Here is a 19,929-nt window from a genome sequence, read left to right on the forward strand (position 1 = left end):
AAACTTTAATTGTTTATGTTTTAATAAAAATGAAACATAATGTATTATTTAGGTTTAAAATGTAAATATTTATAAAAAATGAAATTTTTAATTATATTGTTAAATAGTTAAATATTTTAAGTAGTTTTTTCTTAATTTTTGTATTGATTTTTCGTTAAATGTGGTTTTTATAGAAAATAATGTATATTTGCATCGGATGATTTGGTTAAAGTTATTTTAACTTGATTTCATAAAAACACACACACAAAACACAAATCGATTGAAAAAAAAACTATTTTTTACCTATAGTTTTTCGTGCTATTTTTTCGGGATAGGAATGTATATATTCTGTCTCGGATTTTTGACGTTGATGAGTCTTAGCTCGTTGTGTTTTGCACAAATAGGGACTGGTAATGATATCACGCTAGTTGGTGAGGTCGCAATTATTAATCATCCTGAAGCGGTCAGCAATGTTGAAAATATTGTAGAGACGAAAATTGATTCTTACAAAAACAAACTTCCTTCTAGAAGTGTTGAAAAAAAACCTAGTAAAGTAATAACAAGCACAAAAACTAGCAAGATACCCAAAGTTACAAAACAAGCTAATGTTTTTGTACTGGCTGCTGATCCTGCCAAGATGATTTCTGGCGGATCTAAGGAAGCTTCTTATGCCATTTTCTCTGGTAATACTTATCACAAATCTACTGTAAAACCTGATGATAAATCATTTGGGACTACATATATTCTACTTTATGATAATGCTGTTAATACACATTACCGTAACATAGTTTGTCAATCGGTTTATTTAAAAACAGGTTGGGCAAGACCTCCTCCAATTTCTTAAGCTAATAACATATTAACAATATATGTATGTCAACTATTATCACTTACGATCGATAGTTGCTGTTCGCACATTGTATGTGCCGAATAATTTTATATAACACAAAAATAATGATAAATGAAACATTTTAACAAATTGTATGCACTACTGCTTCTCTGTCTATTTGGTTGGGGATCCTTAAGTGCGCAGACGATACCATGTAATACGTCTCAAAAATTGATTAAACAGTTTGATGCTAGCGTTAGCGCAACTGGAGAACGTGGTTTGATTGGTAACAAGTGGTCTGGCGTAAGTAACGTTGTAGACAATAACTTGACTAACGCAGCGACCTATACGACCCTCATTGGAATGAGTGCGTGGATAGAAGTTGAAAGTAGTACTACTTTTGAAGCAGGATCATTCGCTGCATTTTATTTCGATAGATTGGATATCCTATCTTTAGGTAGTGGTACAAAGATTGAAACTTTTTTGAATGGAAATAAGGTTGAATCTGTAGATAAGAAAAAGTTTATTACAACTTTATTTAATAATAATACGAATAGAATAGGATTCTTTACGTCACAAAAATTCAATAAAGTTAGAATAACTATCGACCCAGGTACACAAGCATGGTTTACGGCAAGTGTTTATTATGCCGAGGTTTTTAGAGCTTGTGATGGACCAGCATTGAATTGTAATGCTGATACTAATATTACGGCGCCTACATATCCAGCAGTTATTAACCCGTTAAGAACTGATGTAAGTGGATTAACTGTGGGAGCGGTTCTTAATCCTGATAATGTTGTTGATAATGATAACTCAAATTATGCTACGCTTACAACGCCAATTGGTGTTTTGAACAAAGCATTTTTATCAGTTTTAGTTGGAGCGAAGCCTTATGATGCAGGAACTTACGCTGGTTTCAGAATTAAAAATGAAACACTTGTTAATTTGGCAATGCTTGATAGAATTACTATTAAAACCTATTTAAAAGGTGTTGAACAAGAATCAAAATCTGGACCGGCATTATTGCTTGGTGCACAGATTCTTGATGTTAACAATGCGCAAATTGTAGGTTTCGTAACGTCACGTAGTTTTGATGAGGTTCAGATTATTGCTGAACAGTTGGTTGCTACAAGTCTTAAGGCAACGCAAGTTTATAATCTTGTACTTAACAAGCCTTGCGAAGGTGCGGATTTGGTATGTAATACGCAAACAACAATGGCTAAGCCAAACTATCCAGTATTCATCAATACATCGGGTACTGGTGTGACAGGTCTTGCAGGATTAGCTACAGTTATTAATCCAGAAAATGTTGTAGATAGTAATACTGACAATTATGCTAGTATTAATCTTGCAGCTTCTGGTGCTTCTAGTGGTACACTTGCTGTCAAAAAAGCGCTTGCTCCTTATGCTGCAGGAACTTATGCAGGTTTCGAAATTCAAAGTAGTTCAATATTTAACGCACAGTTTTTACAACAAATGACTGTTAGTACTTATGATGCTGCTGGTAATAAGTTAGAATCTGCTAATGGTAATGGTTTGATTTTAGGAATTGGTACAGATCTTTTAGCTAGTTCTGGTAGATATGTATTAGGATTTGTTACTACAAAAGCTTTTAGTGAAGTAAGAATTACTGTTACTAACTTGGTAGGTCTAGACTTAGGATCAACAAAAATTTATAAAATGGTTGTTATGAAGTCTTGTCCAAAACCTATTAACTGTAATAGCAGTTATTATTGGACTCAGCCAGACTTCCCTGTAGTTGTTAATGCGCAAAGAACAGGTGTTAAATCTTTGGCATGTACTGCATGTTCAGTTAATAGTCCTGGTAATATAATCAATAGTAATCCTAACGATTATTCTAGAATTAAATTAACCGCTGGTGTTGGTAACCAAGCGTCAATTAGTGTAGTAGATGCTAGTGCTACTTACCCAGTAGGAACTTTTGCAGGATTTACAGTTAAGGATAGATATTTCTTCGTGCAAGGTGACTTGTTAGAGTATATCACTATTAAAACTTATAACGATGGTGTATTACAAGAAAGTAAAACATCTGTTGATTTGATCGACTTAACCTTGTTAATCCCAATATGGGGAACAGGTACTAAAAATATTGGTTTCTATACAACAAAACCTTTTGATGAAGTACAGATTGTAACAGGATCAATATCAAGTTTAGAAAACATTATAGATGTTTACGGTATTTTCATCGATACTCGTAAGTCTAATGGAGAATCTTTAAGTTGTGTAAAACCGATTATTGCTAATGGAGATAAATTTAGCGTTAAAGGTTCTACAGGTGGTGTAACTCCATCGGTATTAGCAAATGATACTGTTAACGGTGTTTCTGCAACAACTTCTAATGTTGATCTTTCTTTAGCTCCTAATACAACTTTGCCTGCTGGCTTTACATTAAATGCTGATGGTACAATTACTGTTGCACCTAATACACCAGCTGGAGACTATACAGTTCAATACCAGATTTGTGAAAAAGGAAAAGCGAACAACTGCGCAATTGGTAATGCACAAGTTAAAGTTGAAGCGCCGGTTCTTGTTGCTACAACGGACAATTTAGGAGACTTTAATAGTGGTGTTGCAGGTGTAACATCTTCTATATTGGCTAACGATACCTATGATGGTCAACCAGCAACTACAGCTAATGTTAATATAGTATTGGATCCGACTCCACTACCACAAGGGATCACTATGAATCCTGATGGGACATTTAATGTTGCAGCTAATGCAGCTTAAAGCAACTCAAAAAGGAACTTATACTGCAACACTAAGCCTTAAAAATGCTACTGGTTGTGCACCAATCGTCGTGTCTTATATATTGAGTGATACTAACGATACTGCTCCCGAAGCTGGTACTGGACGTACCGTGTATATAGATACCAATACGCTAACTGGACCTCTTAACTTGTTTAACTACCTTACAGGACCTTATGATACTAATGGTTATTGGGTGGAGACAAGCTTCCCAGAAAGTGGATTGCTAATAGGCAATATCTGGCATGGACAGACGATTACAGAAGGAACTTATACGTTTAATTATTACGTTAACGGGACATGTTCTGGTATGGACTTTACGACCGTGACCATTATCATAAGTAATCTAGAAGTAAAACCGGATTCAGGTAGTGGATACTTCGGTGAGGCCTTTACGGCGGTAGATAATGTATTAGCTAATGATAATGTAAGCAACGTTGTCCCAGTAATTGGTACTAATCCTGGACAGGTAACTATCTCAGAGGCCGGCACATGGCCAGCGGGTATTCATCTTGATACTACCACAGGCGAAGTACGTGTTGACGATACCGTTACACTAAGCCACTACGTTGTGTATTACACTGTATGTGTTAATGCGACGGAGCCATTATCTTGTCAAACAACAAGTGTGACGATAGATCTTACGACGGCTCCATACTGTTATAATCCTAATAGCAATTTTGATGCGGCTAATCCTACTCAACATGGTATTACCTTGTTAAAAAGAGCGGGTGTTAACGAAGATAACTGGCCAATGCTGAGAGGCTCTGCACATACGGTATTAGAATCTAATACTAAAGGATTTGTGGTAACAAGAATGACATCAGATCCTGCAGCAACATCTGCAGATCCCAAGTTATCAAAAATAACTACTCCGCAAGAAGGTATGATGGTGTATGACACTTATGCTAAATGTTTCAAAATATTTAGTGGAGGTGCATGGAAGTGTTTCTCGAAACCAGGATGCCCAGATAGATAATCTTTTAAATTTAACAAAATGAAAAAATTAATAATATTAGGAATTGTCTTGTTTTCTGCAAAAGTTTCGTCACAAGTTATTATTGGTGATGCGAAAGGTACTGCAGTTAGCAAAACATCGGTCCTGCTAGAGTTTGAAGTTGGTAAAAACAAAGGTCTTGTTCTACCTTATGTAAGAACAAAACCTACTAATCCGGCACCTGGTACTTTGATCCTAGATGCTACTGTACCTACAGCTGCTAATGTAGAGTATTGGGATGGCACTGCATGGATTAGCTTGGGAAGCAAAAAGGCATCCGACAAAGGTGATGTAACAGCAGCTTTAGCCAAGCAACCCTTAACATCGGAGGATAGTACCGCAAGAGCCATAATTGGTGCGAGCGATTCTCCAGCAGATGGTGTTCTGGTTTTAGAGTCGGATACCAAGGCTTTGGTATTACCAACGGTTGACGATGTTAACAAGATCCCAAGTCCTGCACCTGGTATGATGGTGTATGTTAATAAAGTTGGCTTGGAAAGGTTGGCTTTTTACAACGGTCAGACTTGGTCGTTCTTAGCACCACAATAGAAAAATGGATAAATAATTAGTTATTCTTGGGGTGTCTCAACTGAGATGCCCCTTTTTTAATTCGATACATGTTTTTGAGAAGTAAATTTTATGATGAAAAGTAACTTTAAAGACATATTGATAGGAGAATGCATCAAAACGAGAATTCAAGAAATTGGTATTACCGAAGCCGAAGTTGCTAGAAGTCTAGAAACGAATCAAGATGAATTGATTGGTTATTATACTGCCCAAGATATGGATGTTGATGTATTACTAAAACTTAGTAAAATACTAGACTATGATTTTTTTAGGCTCTATTCGCAACATCTTATTTTGTATGCACCTGCTATAGCACGAGAGACGCCAAGCTCAAATGTCCAAAAGTCAGAAGGCTTACAGTTTCGCAAAAATATCTATACCTTCGAAATTATCAATTTCATTTTAGAAAAAATCGAAAATAATGAGATGAGCATTAGTGAGGTTGTTAATGCCTACAATATCCCAAAAACAACGCTCAACAAATGGATTAATAAAAATAAAAAGTAAAAAAAAGAAGAGATGCGGTCAATGCATATTAATTTGACACCAAAACCAACACACAAATATCATGAAAAAATCTAACGTTAATTATAGAAAAATCTATACAGACATTTTGGAACAAAAGTATCCCGAGAAGTTGGAAGATTGTAAAGCTATTCTTTCCAAAACTGAACTTTCGTCGCTGGATATATTATGCCTTAACGAAAAAATCTTTGGTAAAAAAACGCACAGAGATAACTCCAAGCTTCATTCTTATTTTAAAGACGATATTGTAAAAATTTTAGAGTTTCAAAAGAAAAATTGTTTGACGGTAACCGATCTTGCCAAACATTATAATCTTAGCCGCAATACTATTACCAAATGGAAAAGGCTGTATTGTTAAATCTCTAGTAATCTTTATCAAACTCGAATCTTGATCTTCAAACTAAGCTTTATTATATCTATAAAGAGCTTATGGGTAATTGTTACATGTGAACAAATAGGGTTTGATTTGCTTTAAAACAGAAAAAAATAATTATGATTTATAAGGATATTCATATTGGATCCTTTATTAAGAATATTGTTGACGAACGTGATATCTCGATGGCTCGAATTTCCAAATTTTTTAAATGTACAGAAGCAGAAGTAGCTGGCATGTATGCGTCCAAAAGTCTAAACATAACCGTGTTAATGAAATGGAGCAAGCTTCTAGAATATGATTTCTTTGTATTGTACTCGCAGCATTTGATCTTATATTCTCACGAATCTAAATATAATGTTGAGACTAAGCTTCCTATTTTTAAAAAGAAATTATACACAAAAGAAGTTATTGGATTTATTCAAGACCTAGTGGAGAACAAAAAAATGACAAATTCGGAAATCTTGAAAAGGTACAACATTCCTAGAACGACTTTTTATAAATGGATTAAACAAGATGAGAAAAAATAGTTAGTCTCGCCAAGTCTAAGCGTTTGATATCGAGTGTTATGCGCTTGTCAATATGCTTTTAAGCTTTTTTAAATAAAATAGCCACTTAAATTTTTAAGTGGCTATTTTTTATAAATCTATCTTTTGGTTATTGTGGTGCGAAGAAAGACCATGTATTACCATTATAGAAGGCTAATCTTTTAGCACCAGTCTTGTTGATGTACACCATCATACCAGGTGCAGGACTTGGGATCTTGGTAACATCGTCAACCGTTGGTAACACCATTGCTTTGGTATTAGATTCCAAAACTAAAACACCATCTGCAGCAGAATCGGTTGCGCCTATAATAGCTCTTCCTTTGATATCCTCTGAAGTCAAAGGTTGCTTAGCTAATGCTGTTGTTACATCACCTTTGTCAGAAGCTTTGTTGCTTCCTAAGCTAATCCATGCAGTGCCATCCCAATACTCTACATTGGCAGCAGTTGGTGTCGTCGCATTTAGGATTAATGTGCCTGGGGCGGGATTAGTAGGTTTTGTTCTTACGTAAGGTAGAATGAGACCTTTATTTTTACCAACTTCAAACTCGAGCAGGACCGATGTTTTGTTAACTGCAGTACCTTTCGCATCGCCAATAATAACCTGGGCAGAGGTTTTTATAGATAATAGGGCAATTGTTAATATTATGGTTTTTTTCATTTTTTAAATATTAAAAAGTTAACAATTAAGGACATGACGGTTTTGAAAAACAACTCCAAGCATTATCGCTATATATTTTGAAACATTTAGCGTAAGTATCATATACCATCATACCTTCTTGTGGTGTAGTAATTTTTGATAGGTTGTTCAATGCGTTAGGCTGTGATGGATCCGATGTCATCCTTGTCACCACAAATCCTTTTGTGTTAGATTCTAATACCGTATGCGCAGAGCCTCTCAGCATTGGCCAGTTATCTTCGTTAACACCCGCTCTTTTTAACAAGGTAATGCCATGTTGAGTAGGAGTAGCCGTACCAAAATTGTTATTTGGATTATAGCATGCACATTGTGTTACGGTAATTGTTACCGCAGCTTGACAGCCATTAGCTGATGTAAATGTGATAATTGTTGTGCCAACTGAAACACCGGTAACAACACCTACAGAATTTACAGTTGCAGCAGTAGGATTGCTTGAGCTCCATGGGACTCCAACTGCAGGCGTACCAGTTGCGGTTAACGTAATTGTTAAACCTGTACATACTGTGTTTGGACCACTAATGCTAGTTGACGGATTAACGGTTACAAGCTTCTGAGAAATACATCCACTAGAATTGGTGAAAAATATTGTTGTTGAGCCTGCCGCAACTCCTGTCACTAGACCATTGGCATCTACTGTCGCAATATTAATATTAGATGATGTCCACGGACTATTTGCAGTTGGTGTTGCACTATTTGATAGCTGTAATGTCGATCCTACACAAACAATAGAGTTACCTGTTATTTCTGCCTTAGGATTGACTGTTATGTCTTTGTTAACAGAGCAACCAGCAGAGTTAGTGTAGGTAATCATCACAGTACCAGCCGTAATACCTGTTACGGATCCTGTACTACTTACTGTTGCGATGGCTGTATTAGAGGATGTCCAAGGATTAGAGGATGCAGGTGTACCACCATTGCCTGTCAACTGAATGCTTGAGTTTACACATACTTTATCAGTTCCGAGAATTGTTGGTAATGCATTTACAATTAAACGGTAAGGTCCAGAAGTAGCAGTATTACATCCACCAGTTGCAACAAGATAATAATAGTATGTACCTGCGACACTTGATGACAGAACTAATGTATTGTTAGTCTCTCCAGCTAATAATGTACCGCCAGTTGTTGAGTTGGTTGTATTAGAATACCATTGGTAAGTTGTTGGGGTTGTGCCATTAGCCACAGTAGAGATAACTTCTAATGATGTAACTGGCGCATTAACACATACTGTTTGCGATGTTGGTGAGGTAGATGATAGTGTAAGAGTCTCTTTAATTGCTGCATTATAAGCTAATCCAGGAGCTTGTCCTATTTTTGAATCTGTATCTGCAGAGCCTCCAGGGTTAACAATGTTAGGAACACCGTTGATGTCCACACCTCCTGTTGTAATTTTTCCATTAGTTACTTGACTTGGTAAAACATTGCCATCACCTTCTATAGCATCTGGACAACCATCGTTGTCAGAATCTGTATCAAGATGGTTAGGGATGCCATCACCATCATTGTCACAGTATACTTCGTTAACAACAATATCATCTATGGCAAAGTCGTTACCATTGGATTCAGTTTGTGCATTGGTAATTCTTATATAGATTTTAGATGTTAAGATAGAAGGCTTAATAACTTGCGCATTATTTTGCCAGTTTAGATTTTTTACAAATACCCCAGTTGTTCCTGAACCTAATAGTGTATCTGTTGCTGTATCATATACCGAAATTGTTAAATTAGGGTCTGAGAAGCCTTTAGTTGTTGGATCTTTTAAATTTAATAGCCATAAACCAACCTCTAACGTAGCGCCTGGACTAACATTAATGTTTGGTGATTGCCAAATGTATTTTGTAACATCAGATGGATTATTTACCATCATTAATCCGTTGGCCGCTCCACCCGCTATTGAAGTATGATCATTAACATGTATCCATTGGTTATCATATCCATTTCCAAAATCATCAACAAAATTGGCATTTGGTGTCAGGCTATAAAAGCCGGCGCCAGTCGCATTAGTATTTTTATACAGATTTTGAGAAGTTCCTTCTTGCCCAGAAAGTCCAACAGGTCTAATACCATTGGTAGTATCGAGAGCAGGTGTCCCAGTAGCAGGTGTATCAATAACTCCAAAATCTTGTCTGTATTTTTCGTAACGTTTTACGGTGCTAGGTATTGGATTCGCCCACGTACATGCGGACATTTCTACACTGTCAAGTATACCGTCATTATCTGCGTCCCAATCTAGATAATCTAGTACACCATCGCCATCAGTATCAGTATTGAAGTTAACCACGGACGTTGCTGAGTTATTACTTAGATCAATATCATTTTGGGTTCCATAGATAATCACATTATTAGTTAGATAACCTTGGTTGGTCGCATTTACCGCATTAGCTGTTGCTGTTATAGTTAATGTAGCAGTCGTTGCTTTATTAAGATTTCCAATTTTCCATAGGCCATTGGCAGATGTATAGGTTCCTGATGTGGCTGTGCTACTTACGAAGGTGTAACCTGTTGGTAGTTTATCAACCACATAGACATTAGTATCATCTATCGTACCTTGGTTCTTTGCAGTAACTGTAAATGTAATATTGCTTCCTGGTGCAACCAATCCATTGGTATTGTTAGTTTTAGTGACACTCAAATCAGTTCCAACTCCAGTAACAATAACAGAAGTAGATGAGGTGTTGTTGGTCGTGACAGTTTCGGTAACCAATCCATTAATGTTGGCGGTATTTGGGATACCAGGAGTTAATACCTGTGCTTTTCCAGAAACGGTAATAGTAAGTGTTGCACTTGCATTAGGTGCTAAATATCCAACAGTCCATAGTCCTGAAGTTTCGTTATAGCTTCCTTGCGAAGCCCCTTTTCCTAAGAATGTAAGTCTACTATCCAAGATATCATTTACGGTAATACCTGAGACTCCGACTGTACTATTGTTAGTTGCGATTATGGTATAGGTAAAACCTGTACCAATCGTTGTACTTGTCGTATTTGATGTTTTTGTGATAGATAGATCACCACTTGGTTTGGTTGGGTTAATTGTCACCGTTGCCGAATTATTAGTTGTTATCGGATCAACGTTATTACCTTTGATAGTTGCTGTGTTGACAATATTACCCACATTATCAACTCTTACAGTAATACTTAAAGTTCTAGGGGTATTAACAGGCATTGACCCTATTGTCCAGATTCCTGTTGAGGGATCGTAACTGCCATTAACTGTCGTAGAACTTACATAAGTCAATCCTGGAGGTAGCAGGTCAGTAACCACAGCGGCAGGTTCTGTGTCTGGGCCAATATTATTAGCGGTGATGGTGTAGGTAATCGTAGATCCAGCAGCAGGTGTTGCGTTGCTAGTCGTTTTTGTAACACTTAGATTTGAGGTCGGCGGTGTGAAGACATCGCTTGATGCTAAGTCAATGTTGTCAGAGGCACTAAAAGGTCCAAAATAAGTGTTAAGACCATAATAAGTATAAATTGATCCAACTCCTGTCGAAGGATTTATTTCATAGATTCTCGCGTTATTCCATGAAAGGAAAAATATTGTTGAACTATAACCTTCGGCGGCATATATTTTACCATTGTAAAATGCAAGACCTTGAAAGTTAGTCGGAAGTGAACCTGATAATGTCAAAAATCGCGTGGCAATTAATGTACTTGTATTAATACGATAGATGTATTTTGTACCGCCGTTACTTACAGCAGTATACATGTTGTTATAGTTGTCAAAAAAAGAATCACTTGCTACAGTTCCGTTATTAAAGGTTGCATCGCCAGTTATAGTTCCTAAATTTATAGGATTAGGATATGCACGTATTAGCTGACGGGTTGAGGTTACACCAAAAACATGACCAGTAGTGGGGTTTGCAGTAAGACCTCCCGATGTTGCAGGTAGATTACCAACATTAGTTGTGCCTTGATATACAGTCGAGCCACTTGGTGTATCCGAGTGTGTAAAGACATACTGCGATGTATTATTGGGATTTGGTCCTACCGCCAAGTTACTAGCACTAGATGATGGTGTATAGTTTGCAATAGCTACTGGTAGTACGCCAGACAAGGCGCTAATGTTATAGACGCTACCATCTTGCGCATTTGAAATATACAAAGTTCCTTTCGCTTGCCCTTGTAAAGGCATATACGAGAGTAAAAAAGAAACTGTAAAAAAAAGTAGAAAAATTTTTCGTTTCATTTAAATATTATTTGTGTTGTATTGTAGTAGAACGATCTATTAACAGATTGTTTGTTAGTGTAATATGTTTCCAAATAACAAACAATAGGTTATAATTATAGAAGCCTAAAAATTCTATTTGCATAATGATAATTGCAAATATTCTTATTAAACTTTTTAACGTGCTGACGTTTTATTACGATCTTAGGAAAAGATTAGCTCCTAAGCTTTAGAGGGGGTAAGTTTTTTTGTTTCATCCAAAGGTTTATTGTGTTTGTTAAATTATGTTATACTCTTTATTTGTCCACATCCCTACCTGGGAATACTTGGAGTAAAATATTGGGAATTCTTATAATTTCGTGCAAATATATAAAATATATTTTTGGTATATATATTTAGATATTATTAAAATAAACTTAATACAATATTTAGGTAGAATAAAATTCGTTTTAAAGCTAGTGTTTATCGCGGGTTGCGTAGGTTTAAGTTACTGCTGTAGATATTTATCTACAACTGTTATTCTTGACATAGTTTATGTGATTTTTTTATTGTTAATAATAAAAGGCTATGCTTGCGAAAAACATATCTATGTACTCAATGTTTACCAGGACGATGACTTAGTAGAAGATGTTTTGTTTTATAAATTTTATTGAGCTCTTAAAGTAACTATCAGGCCACATTAATTTTATGTCATAACAAAAAATAAATTTCGATAATTGAGCTTCCTTATTGTTTTAATTAATCATTTTGTAACTTTTTATATTAAGTGACCAAGAATTAATATTAGAAATGATAAATTTTGCCTTATTTAGGCGTAAATTTGAGACATATCAAATCCAATTATGGCGCAACAATACAATCCGAGGGATATTACGTGGTTAGGTTTTAATGCAAGAGTTTTGCAGGAAGCAAAAGACGCATCTGTTCCGCTACCATTACGAATTCGCTTTTTAGGAATTTTTTCTAATAATCTCGATGAGTTTTTTCGAGTGAGAGTTGCAGGGCTAAAACGTGCTATGGATTTTAAAACAAAAATTATCCAAGAATCTTTCTATGAAGCGCCTTCCAAAATTTTAGAAAAAATCAACAAAATTGTGATTACGCAACAAGAAGATTTTGACAAAACTTGGCGCGAGATTCAAAAAGAAATGGGCAAGCAGAATGTTTTTATTAAAGATTCTAAAAACTTGACTGCCGCACAGAAGGATTTTGTTGTTAGATATTTTGATGAAGAGGTAGAAAGTAATGTTATTCCGATTCTGTTGCATGATAACGTTCCGATGCCTTATATGCGAGACAAAAGTTTGTACATTGGGATTGCGATGCGCCGTAAAGAATGGAAATACGAAAGTAAATTTGCGATGATCGAAGTCCCAACAAGGACTAATAGCCGTTTTGTAATTCTACCAACCGAAGACAAATCGGAGAAGAATGTCATGCTTTTGGAGGATGTCATTATCTACAATTTGCCGCATATTTTCTCATATTTTGGATATGATGAGTTCGAAGCCAATTGTTTTAAAGTAACAAAAGATGCAGAGTTTGATTTGGATAACGATATCAAAACCACTCTTGCTGACAAAATCGAAAAAGGTATCAAAAGCCGTAGAAAAGGCAAGCCGACGCGTTTCGTTTTTGATAAAGAAATGGACAAAGCGCTTTTAGAATTTTTAATTAAAAAATTAAACCTTTCCAAAAAAGATAGCATTATTCCAGGGCAGAAGATTCACAACTTTAGACATTTTATGGATTTTCCAGATGTTTTTAAAGCTTATGAAAAACCTGTTGAACGGACACAATTCACCCATCCAGCATTTGCGCAAAAGGAGAGAGTCACCGATGTTATTGTGCAGAACGATGTCTTGTTGACGTTTCCGTATCATACCTATGTTCCTGTTATCGATTTGTTGCGTGAGGCGGCTATGGATCCGCATGTTAAATCGATCCAGATAACGGCTTATCGTTTATCGAGCAGTTCCAAAATCGTCAATGCTTTAGTTAATGCCGTGCGTAATGGTAAAGAAGTGACAGTGATGCTAGAATTGCGCGCCAGATTCGATGAAGAAGCTAATCTTGAATGGAAAGAAAAGTTAGAACTCGAAGGTGTTAAAGTTTTGGTAGGAATTCCTAATAAAAAAGTCCATGCGAAGCTTTGTGTTATTAAAAAACGAGTGAATAATAAGACGATTCAGTACGGTTTTATTAGCACAGGAAATTTTAATGAAAAAACAGCAAGAATCTACGGTGATAGCTTGTTGATGACGGCCAATCGTTCGATAATGGCGGATATTAATAAAGTGTTCAATGTTTTACGAAAGCCAAAAGAAGATCCAATGCCAGTGCTTAAAACTTGTAAATCTTTGTTGGTTTGCCCACAGTTTATGAGAGATAAAATTATTTGGCATATCGATAAAGAAATTGAAGAAGCTAAAGCTGGTCGCAAAGCGGAGATGATTATTAAAGTTAACTCTTTGAGTGATAAGATTTTAATAAACAAAATGTACGATGCAGCCAACGCAGGAGTCGATATCAAAATGATTGTTCGTGGCATCTATTGTGCTGTTAATCAAAAACATTTTAAAAAGAAAATTCGTGCCATTAGCATTGTTGATGAATATCTAGAACATGCGAGGATTATGTTTTTTTATAACAAAGGAAAAGAAGATTTTTATCTGTCTTCGGCCGATTGGATGGCTCGTAACCTCGATTTTCGTATAGAAGCAGCAACGCCAATTTTGCAAAAAGATCTTAAAAAACAACTTAAAGATATGTTGGATATCCAATTGAGTGACAATGTAAAAGCTAGAATTTTGGACAAAAATATCCGTAACGAATATGTTAAAAATGAAGATGGAAAACCAATTCGTTCGCAAATAGAAATTTATCATTATCTAAAAAATCTGTAGATTTATACTATGAAAATTGCAGCTATAGATATAGGAAGTAACGCGGCTCGACTGTTGATAAATGACGTACAAGAAGTTAACGGCAAGCCAGAGTTTACAAAACTTAATTTATTGAGAATTCCGCTTCGTTTGGGGATGGATGTTTTTAATTTGGGCGAAATCGGGGCAGAACGTCAGAAGATGTTCATCAATTCTATGAAGATTTTTCATCAGTTGATGGAGGTTTACAATGTCGAACATTACAGAGCCTGTGCAACTAGTGCGATGCGCGATGCTAAAAATGGCGCAGAACTTATCGAACTAGCCAAAAATGAAGCACAAATCAACATCGAAATTATTACAGGTGACGAAGAAGCCACTTTGATTTATGAAAATCATGTTGAGGAAAACCTTGATAAAAAATCAGCCTATCTTTATATAGATGTTGGCGGTGGTTCCACCGAATTGACTTTCTACGAAAACGGAAAAATGCTTTACGAAAAGTCGTTTAATATTGGGACAATCCGATTGTTGCAAGGTTTGGTGACCGATGATATGTGGTTCGAAATGAAGTCCGAAATAAAGAAAAATATTCTTTCTAAAAATAATGTTGTGGCGATTGGTTCGGGCGGTAACATCAACAAGATTTTCTCTTTAAGTAAGACTAAAGACGGGAAAGCGATGTCTGCAGCCACGCTCAAAAAATATTATAAAACGATGAAAGAAATGAGCGTTGTCGAACGTATGTCTTTTTATCAGATTCGTGAGGATCGCGCGGATGTTTTGGTGCCAGCACTTCAGATTTTTAATAATGTGATGAATTGGGCGGATATTAACCATATTTTTGTTCCGAAAATTTCCGTTGCAGATGGTTTAATTAAAAGCATTTATTCTAAAGTAAAAAAGAAATAATTACTTTGCAATTACTGCTTTTTTGACCTTGTAAAACCTAGTGTTTTAATCTTTTATGATTAAATTAAAATACAAAAACCTCCAATTTCGGAGGTTTTTCATTTATAAATTACTGTCAACGACACTGATGTTTTCTCGGAAAAGTTCCACAGGTTTATCTAGTAAAACCGCAATAACGGTGAGGTTGTTGTCCAGTCGATCTTCGGGAATATCGATGTACACGATGCCAGGGATTTTGCTCCAATACAATTTGTTGAAAACCTGATGATTAATCACCGAACCTTCACCAACAATTCTGACACGCGAAATTTGATTTTTCAAACCTTTGATAGCGATCGGTCCATTCGGTTTTCCATCGACAAAAAGATATAAGGTTTGTCGATCTTTGCTAAGTGTTGTCAAACCATCATAATGCCCACTCGGAAGACTATCGCCAGTATTGTAAAAAGCTTCGGCATGCTTGCTGAGCCATTTTTTAATTTCAGAATTCTGAGTTTTAATATTCATATCCTGACCATCTTCCGTAAATCCATATTTTTGAAATAAGCCAATATTTTTAGTTTTACTAACTTCTTCTGCAAGTCGATAAACTCCTTGTTTTGTATTTTTAGAATTGATAATTTGGTTAAAATCAAAATTGCTTTCCAAAGTCGGTTCCACGAATTTTGGTTTTTCCTTAAAACTTAACTCAATAACGCTAACATCTTGATCATAATTTGCATTCGTAATATCGATGTCGAGATTTCCTTTTTTATCGGTTTTAAAATTTAGTTTCGCAGTATTATCATTTAACATTTTTAAACTTAAAACTTCAGTTTGCAAACCATGAAGACTAAGATGTTCTTTGTTGCGATCGAGATAAAGAAATAGTTTTTTTCCATCTTTTGAAAATGCCGATTTCCCTAAATAGTTTTTAGAATCTAAACCTCGTCGCGTTCCGTAGACTGCTTCAGGATATTTTTTTGTCCAACGACCAAGATTTTCCAAAACATCGAGTTGTTCTTTCACAATCGTTCCATCGGCTTTTGGACCAATGTCAATCAGAAGATTTCCGCCCATACTAATGACATCTGCAAGAGTTCTGACAATCATATTCGGTGTTTTGTAATGCGTATCAAAAGGTTGGTAACCCCAAGAATCATTCATCGTGTAACAGAGTTCCCAGTATTCGTCGTCTGGTGCAACAACAGGAACGCCTTGTTCAGGTGTCGCATAATCGCCATGTTGGTTGAGCCTAGAATTAATGATAATATCTTTGTTAAACTTTCTAAGATTGGTCAAGGTTTGCGGCGCTTTCCAATCTTCGAAAGTATGTTCCCAATCGCCGTCAAACCAAATTAAATCGGGTTGATATTGTTGTGATAATTCGTTAAGTTGATCTTGATAATATTTAACAAAATTATTCCAACGCTGAGGTTCTTTGGTGATGTCGTAACGCTTTTTAGTTCGTGTCGCAACATCGTAATTGTCGTGACTCCAATCGGGAAGCGAGTAATACAAGCCAGTTTTAAGACCTGTCTTTTTCAATGCCGAAACAAAAGGTTTCAAAACATCTTTTTTAGCTTTTGAATCTCTAAGTGTTGTAATAGCTTTGTCCGCTTTAGAATCCCACAACGAAACGCCATCGTGATGTCTCGTAGTAATGACTGAATATTTCGCGCCTGAATTTTTAATCAATTCAGCCCAAGTTTCAGGTTGGTAATTGGAAGCTGTAAAACCATCCAATTGCTTCATGTAGTTGTCATGGTTGATGTAGTTGTTAAAAAACGCCCACGACTCGGATATTCCATTTACTGAATAAATGCCCCAATGTATAAAAATCCCAAGTTTAGCATCCTGAAACCATTCCATTTTGGAAGTTGGTTGCTCATTTTTCTGCGCTGAAAAAAGTAGAGAAACACTTACGAATGCTGAGCAAAAGAGTTTTTTCATGTTGGGTTTTTATTATTTTTAAATATATAAAATTTTCGTCAATTTCTGCTTTGTTCGTTCTTAACCTACGTCAATATTAATCTTAATAAAGCATCGTAATTTTGATAAAAATTATTACAAATGGAATTAGGAATAGGAATGTTTGGGGATTTAGCTTTAGATCCAACAACAGGGAAATATAGAAATGCTGGTGTCAAAATGCGTGAAATTTTGGACGAAGTAAAATTAATGGACGAAGTCGGAATCGATGTTTTTGCAATGGGCGAACATCATCGTGAAGATTATGCGGTTTCTTCACCAGAAATCCTTTTGGCTGCGGCGTCTAGTATTACTAAAAATATAAAATTAGCAAGTGGTGTAACCGTTTTGAGCTCTTCGGAGCCTGTTAAAGTTTACGAAGATTTTGCAACGATTGACCAAATTTCGGATGGTCGCGCCGAGATTGTGGTTGGGCGTGGAAGCTTCATTGAATCTTTTCCGCTTTATGGTTATGATTTGTCCGATTATAATGAACTCTTTGAAGAGAAATTAAGTTTACTTTTAAAAATAAATTCTGGAGAAAATGTAAGTTGGAAAGGTCGATTAAGAGCACCAATGAACAACCAAACCGTTTATCCAAGAGCAACTAACGATGGTAAATTGCCAATTTGGGTTGCAGTTGGCGGAACACCAGAATCTGTGTTGAGAGCAGCGACTTTGGGCTTACCTTTAATTGTTGCAATTATCGGAGGAATGCCAATGCAGTTCAAACCGCTGATTGATTTTTACAAACAGGAATATCTGAAAGCTGGTCATCTAGAAAGTGAAATGCAAATCGCCATACATTCGCATACTTTTGTTAGTGAAGATCCGAAAGTGATCGAGGATTATTTTGAAAACTATAAAGCGCAAATGGATAGGGTAGGAGCGAGTCGTGGTTGGGCGCCTTACACCAAAATGCAATATGATGGCGGACGAAGTGCCGATGGTGCTTTATTTATCGGAAATGCTGATGAGGTTGCAGAGAAAATTAACCGTGTAAAAGAAGCTTTTGGTTTAACAAGGTTTATTGGACATATGGATATTGGTGATCCGTCGCATGATATTATGATGAAATCTATTGAGCTTTTCGGAACTAAAGTTTCTGACCAAGTTCGTTAAAATTAAAATCGCCTTTCAAAATTATTTGAAAGGCGATTTTGTTATGCTTTATTTTCGTCTGTAGAATCATCTGGTTTTGGCGGTTCTTCTTTTTTAACCACTTTAACCGATTTTGTTTCGATAGTTTTTGTTTTTTCGTCTTCACCTTTTAGATAAGATGGAAGATTAAGTCCAGCCATGTTGAATAAATCATTCAAAGGTGGAACAGTTTTCATCATACCAGAGACGAAGTTCGCTGTTGAGGTTGTACCTTCAGGATTATTGCCGCCATCCCAAACAGTAACTTTATCAATTTTGATATTTTTAACCGCTTCAACTTGCGTTCTAACCAACTCAGGAAGTTTTTCAATCAACAACAATTGGAATGCACTGTTCGTATCGCCACCAGCTGCTTTCACAACTTGGTCGTAACCTTCAGCTTGCTTAGTAAGGATTTCGTAAAGACCTTTCGCTTCAGCTTCCATTTTTGCGAAGATCGCGTCTGCTTCACCTTTCGCTTGAAGTCTAATTTTTTCTGCTTCTGCTTCTGCATCGATGATCGCTTTCTGTTTCGAAATCTCCGCAGGTACAACGATGTTGGCTTGTTGTGTAGAACGCTCTCTTTCTGCTCTCGCAGTTTCCGCTTTTTGTTCTGCTAAGTAAGATTCTTCCAAAGCTTTCGCAGATTGTACTTTTTCCGCTGCGATTGCAACTTTCAAAGCTTCTGCTTCACGTTGTCTTCTTTCAGCATCAGAATTTGCAATCGTAATTTTCGCTTCGTTTTCCCCTTTAATCGCTAATGAGTTAGCTTCCGAAGTCGCAATACGCGCATCTCTTTCAGCTTCTGCTTTACCGATGGCTTCATCTTTGCCAGCCGATGCAATGCTAATTTCTCTATCTTTTTGAGTAATCGCAATTTTAACATCACGATCTCTTTGTGTTTCAGCAATTTGTGTATCTTTTTCTCTGTCAGCAACTGCTTTACCAGTTTCCCCGATTTTGGTTTGTTCTGCAACTGAGATAATCGCTTCGTTAATCGCTTTAGCAGCAGCTTCTTTACCAAGAGCCTCGATGTAGCCTGACTCATCACGGATATCGGTAACGTTAACGTTGATAAGTTTAAGACCGATTTTCTTTAATTCGGTATCGACGTTTTTAGAAATGTTATCTAAGAATTTATCTCTGTCAGAGTTAATTTCCTCAATCGTCATGGTTGCAATAACCAAACGCAACTGACCAAATAGGATATCTTTAGAAAGTTCCTGAATTTGCTCCGGAGAAAGACCTAGCAATCTTTCCGCTGCATTTCCCATGCTATCTGGCTCTGTAGAAATCGCAATGGTGAAACGACAAGGTACATCGACACGAATATTTTGTCGAGAAAGGGCATTGGTCAAATTGGCTTCAATAGAAATTGGTTTTAAATCCAAATAAGCAAAATCCTGAATGACAGGCCAAACAAAAGCACCACCACCGTGGATACATTTTGCAGAACTGCCGCCAGTCTTACCATAGATTACCAAAATCTTATCCGACGGACAACGTTTGTACCGCGAGATAAGCGCCATAAAGGTTACGAATAGTACAAAGACGAGTACTACAATTAGGATAAAAGTCCCATTAATTCCATCAATCATTTTATAG

The 19,929-nt window shown here is 36.3% G+C and carries 14 protein-coding genes; 10 read left to right on the forward strand and 4 right to left on the reverse strand.

Annotated features, from left to right (window positions below):
- The first annotated feature begins 316 nt into the window (after nt 1-316).
- From B5X62_RS10715 to B5X62_RS10745, 7 genes are all read left to right on the forward strand, one after another.
- The gene (locus tag B5X62_RS10715) at nt 317-823 is read left to right on the forward strand and encodes a hypothetical protein (RefSeq protein WP_221405227.1); all 507 of its coding nucleotides are present in this window, start codon (nt 317-319) and stop codon (nt 821-823) included.
- 114 nt (nt 824-937) lie between these two features.
- Complete coding sequence (locus B5X62_RS10720) at nt 938-3,553, forward strand: hypothetical protein (protein ID WP_079667423.1); 2,616 nt, start codon at nt 938-940, stop codon at nt 3,551-3,553.
- Nucleotides 3,543-4,550: a hypothetical protein gene (locus B5X62_RS10725; protein WP_079667424.1), complete on the forward strand. Its 1,008-nt coding sequence runs from the start codon at nt 3,543-3,545 to the stop codon at nt 4,548-4,550. Before B5X62_RS10720 ends, B5X62_RS10725 begins: the two co-directional genes overlap by 11 nt.
- 18 nt (nt 4,551-4,568) lie before the next feature.
- Nucleotides 4,569-5,117, forward strand: coding sequence for a hypothetical protein (locus tag B5X62_RS10730; RefSeq protein ID WP_079667425.1), 549 nt, complete (start codon nt 4,569-4,571; stop codon nt 5,115-5,117).
- Between the two features lie 90 nt (nt 5,118-5,207).
- On the forward strand, nt 5,208-5,642 hold the full coding sequence (locus B5X62_RS10735) for a hypothetical protein (RefSeq protein ID WP_079667426.1): 435 nt from the start codon (nt 5,208-5,210) through the stop codon (nt 5,640-5,642).
- A 61-nt stretch (nt 5,643-5,703) separates the two neighbouring features.
- Nucleotides 5,704-6,018 carry a helix-turn-helix domain-containing protein gene (locus B5X62_RS10740; RefSeq protein ID WP_079667427.1) on the forward strand — a complete coding sequence of 105 codons (315 nt, stop codon included), beginning with the start codon at nt 5,704-5,706 and terminating at the stop codon, nt 6,016-6,018.
- Between the two features lie 134 nt (nt 6,019-6,152).
- Nucleotides 6,153-6,563: a helix-turn-helix domain-containing protein gene (locus B5X62_RS10745; RefSeq protein WP_079667428.1), complete on the forward strand. Its 411-nt coding sequence runs from the start codon at nt 6,153-6,155 to the stop codon at nt 6,561-6,563.
- Between the two features lie 127 nt (nt 6,564-6,690).
- On the opposite strand, the gene B5X62_RS10750 is transcribed toward B5X62_RS10745, so the two are convergent.
- Together B5X62_RS10750 and B5X62_RS10755 are read right to left on the reverse strand one after the other, a co-directional pair.
- Complete coding sequence (locus B5X62_RS10750; protein ID WP_079667429.1) at nt 6,691-7,239, reverse strand: hypothetical protein; 549 nt, start codon at nt 7,237-7,239, stop codon at nt 6,691-6,693.
- Between the two features lie 25 nt (nt 7,240-7,264).
- Complete coding sequence (locus tag B5X62_RS10755) at nt 7,265-11,458, reverse strand: Ig-like domain-containing protein (RefSeq protein WP_079667430.1); 4,194 nt, start codon at nt 11,456-11,458, stop codon at nt 7,265-7,267.
- 821 nt (nt 11,459-12,279) lie between these two features.
- Here B5X62_RS10755 and ppk1 point away from each other — a divergent pair.
- On the forward strand, nt 12,280-14,343 hold the full coding sequence (ppk1, locus tag B5X62_RS10760; RefSeq protein ID WP_079667431.1) for a polyphosphate kinase 1: 2,064 nt from the start codon (nt 12,280-12,282) through the stop codon (nt 14,341-14,343).
- Nucleotides 14,344-14,352: 9 nt separating this feature from the next.
- A complete protein-coding gene (locus B5X62_RS10765; RefSeq protein WP_079667432.1) occupies nt 14,353-15,234 on the forward strand; it encodes a Ppx/GppA phosphatase family protein in 882 nt (293 codons plus the stop codon).
- Nucleotides 15,235-15,336: 102 nt separating this feature from the next.
- Here B5X62_RS10765 and B5X62_RS10770 read toward each other — a convergent pair whose 3' ends face one another.
- Entirely contained in the window at nt 15,337-17,166 is a 1,830-nt protein-coding gene (locus B5X62_RS10770; RefSeq protein WP_079667433.1) for an alpha-L-fucosidase, read from the reverse strand.
- Nucleotides 17,167-17,286: 120 nt separating this feature from the next.
- Here B5X62_RS10770 and B5X62_RS10775 point away from each other — a divergent pair, with 120 nt between their 5' ends.
- Complete coding sequence (locus tag B5X62_RS10775) at nt 17,287-18,306, forward strand: LLM class flavin-dependent oxidoreductase (protein WP_079667434.1); 1,020 nt, start codon at nt 17,287-17,289, stop codon at nt 18,304-18,306.
- A 41-nt stretch (nt 18,307-18,347) separates the two neighbouring features.
- Here the strand turns inward: B5X62_RS10775 and B5X62_RS10780 are convergent, their stop codons facing one another.
- Nucleotides 18,348-19,922 carry a flotillin family protein gene (locus tag B5X62_RS10780; RefSeq protein ID WP_079667435.1) on the reverse strand — a complete coding sequence of 525 codons (1,575 nt, stop codon included), beginning with the start codon at nt 19,920-19,922 and terminating at the stop codon, nt 18,348-18,350.
- Between the last annotated feature and the right edge of the window lie 7 nt (nt 19,923-19,929).

This window comes from Soonwooa buanensis (assembly GCF_900167905.1).
Classification (GTDB): domain Bacteria; phylum Bacteroidota; class Bacteroidia; order Flavobacteriales; family Weeksellaceae; genus Soonwooa; species Soonwooa buanensis.

Bases quoted from the DNA above. Each gene is read 5' to 3' on its own strand.
- B5X62_RS10715 (WP_221405227.1), top strand. From the start codon at position 317: ATGTATATATTCTGTCTCGGATTTTTGACGTTGATGAGTCTTAGCTCG.
- B5X62_RS10720 (WP_079667423.1), top strand. From the start codon at position 938: ATGAAACATTTTAACAAATTGTATGCACTACTGCTTCTCTGTCTATTT.
- B5X62_RS10725 (WP_079667424.1), top strand. From the start codon at position 3,543: ATGCAGCTTAAAGCAACTCAAAAAGGAACTTATACTGCAACACTAAGC.
- B5X62_RS10730 (WP_079667425.1), top strand. From the start codon at position 4,569: ATGAAAAAATTAATAATATTAGGAATTGTCTTGTTTTCTGCAAAAGTT.
- B5X62_RS10735 (WP_079667426.1), top strand. From the start codon at position 5,208: ATGATGAAAAGTAACTTTAAAGACATATTGATAGGAGAATGCATCAAA.
- B5X62_RS10740 (WP_079667427.1), top strand. From the start codon at position 5,704: ATGAAAAAATCTAACGTTAATTATAGAAAAATCTATACAGACATTTTG.
- B5X62_RS10745 (WP_079667428.1), top strand. From the start codon at position 6,153: ATGATTTATAAGGATATTCATATTGGATCCTTTATTAAGAATATTGTT.
- B5X62_RS10750 (WP_079667429.1), bottom strand. From the start codon at position 7,239: ATGAAAAAAACCATAATATTAACAATTGCCCTATTATCTATAAAAACC.
- B5X62_RS10755 (WP_079667430.1), bottom strand. From the start codon at position 11,458: ATGAAACGAAAAATTTTTCTACTTTTTTTTACAGTTTCTTTTTTACTC.
- ppk1 (WP_079667431.1), top strand. From the start codon at position 12,280: ATGGCGCAACAATACAATCCGAGGGATATTACGTGGTTAGGTTTTAAT.
- B5X62_RS10765 (WP_079667432.1), top strand. From the start codon at position 14,353: ATGAAAATTGCAGCTATAGATATAGGAAGTAACGCGGCTCGACTGTTG.
- B5X62_RS10770 (WP_079667433.1), bottom strand. From the start codon at position 17,166: ATGAAAAAACTCTTTTGCTCAGCATTCGTAAGTGTTTCTCTACTTTTT.
- B5X62_RS10775 (WP_079667434.1), top strand. From the start codon at position 17,287: ATGGAATTAGGAATAGGAATGTTTGGGGATTTAGCTTTAGATCCAACA.
- B5X62_RS10780 (WP_079667435.1), bottom strand. From the start codon at position 19,922: ATGATTGATGGAATTAATGGGACTTTTATCCTAATTGTAGTACTCGTC.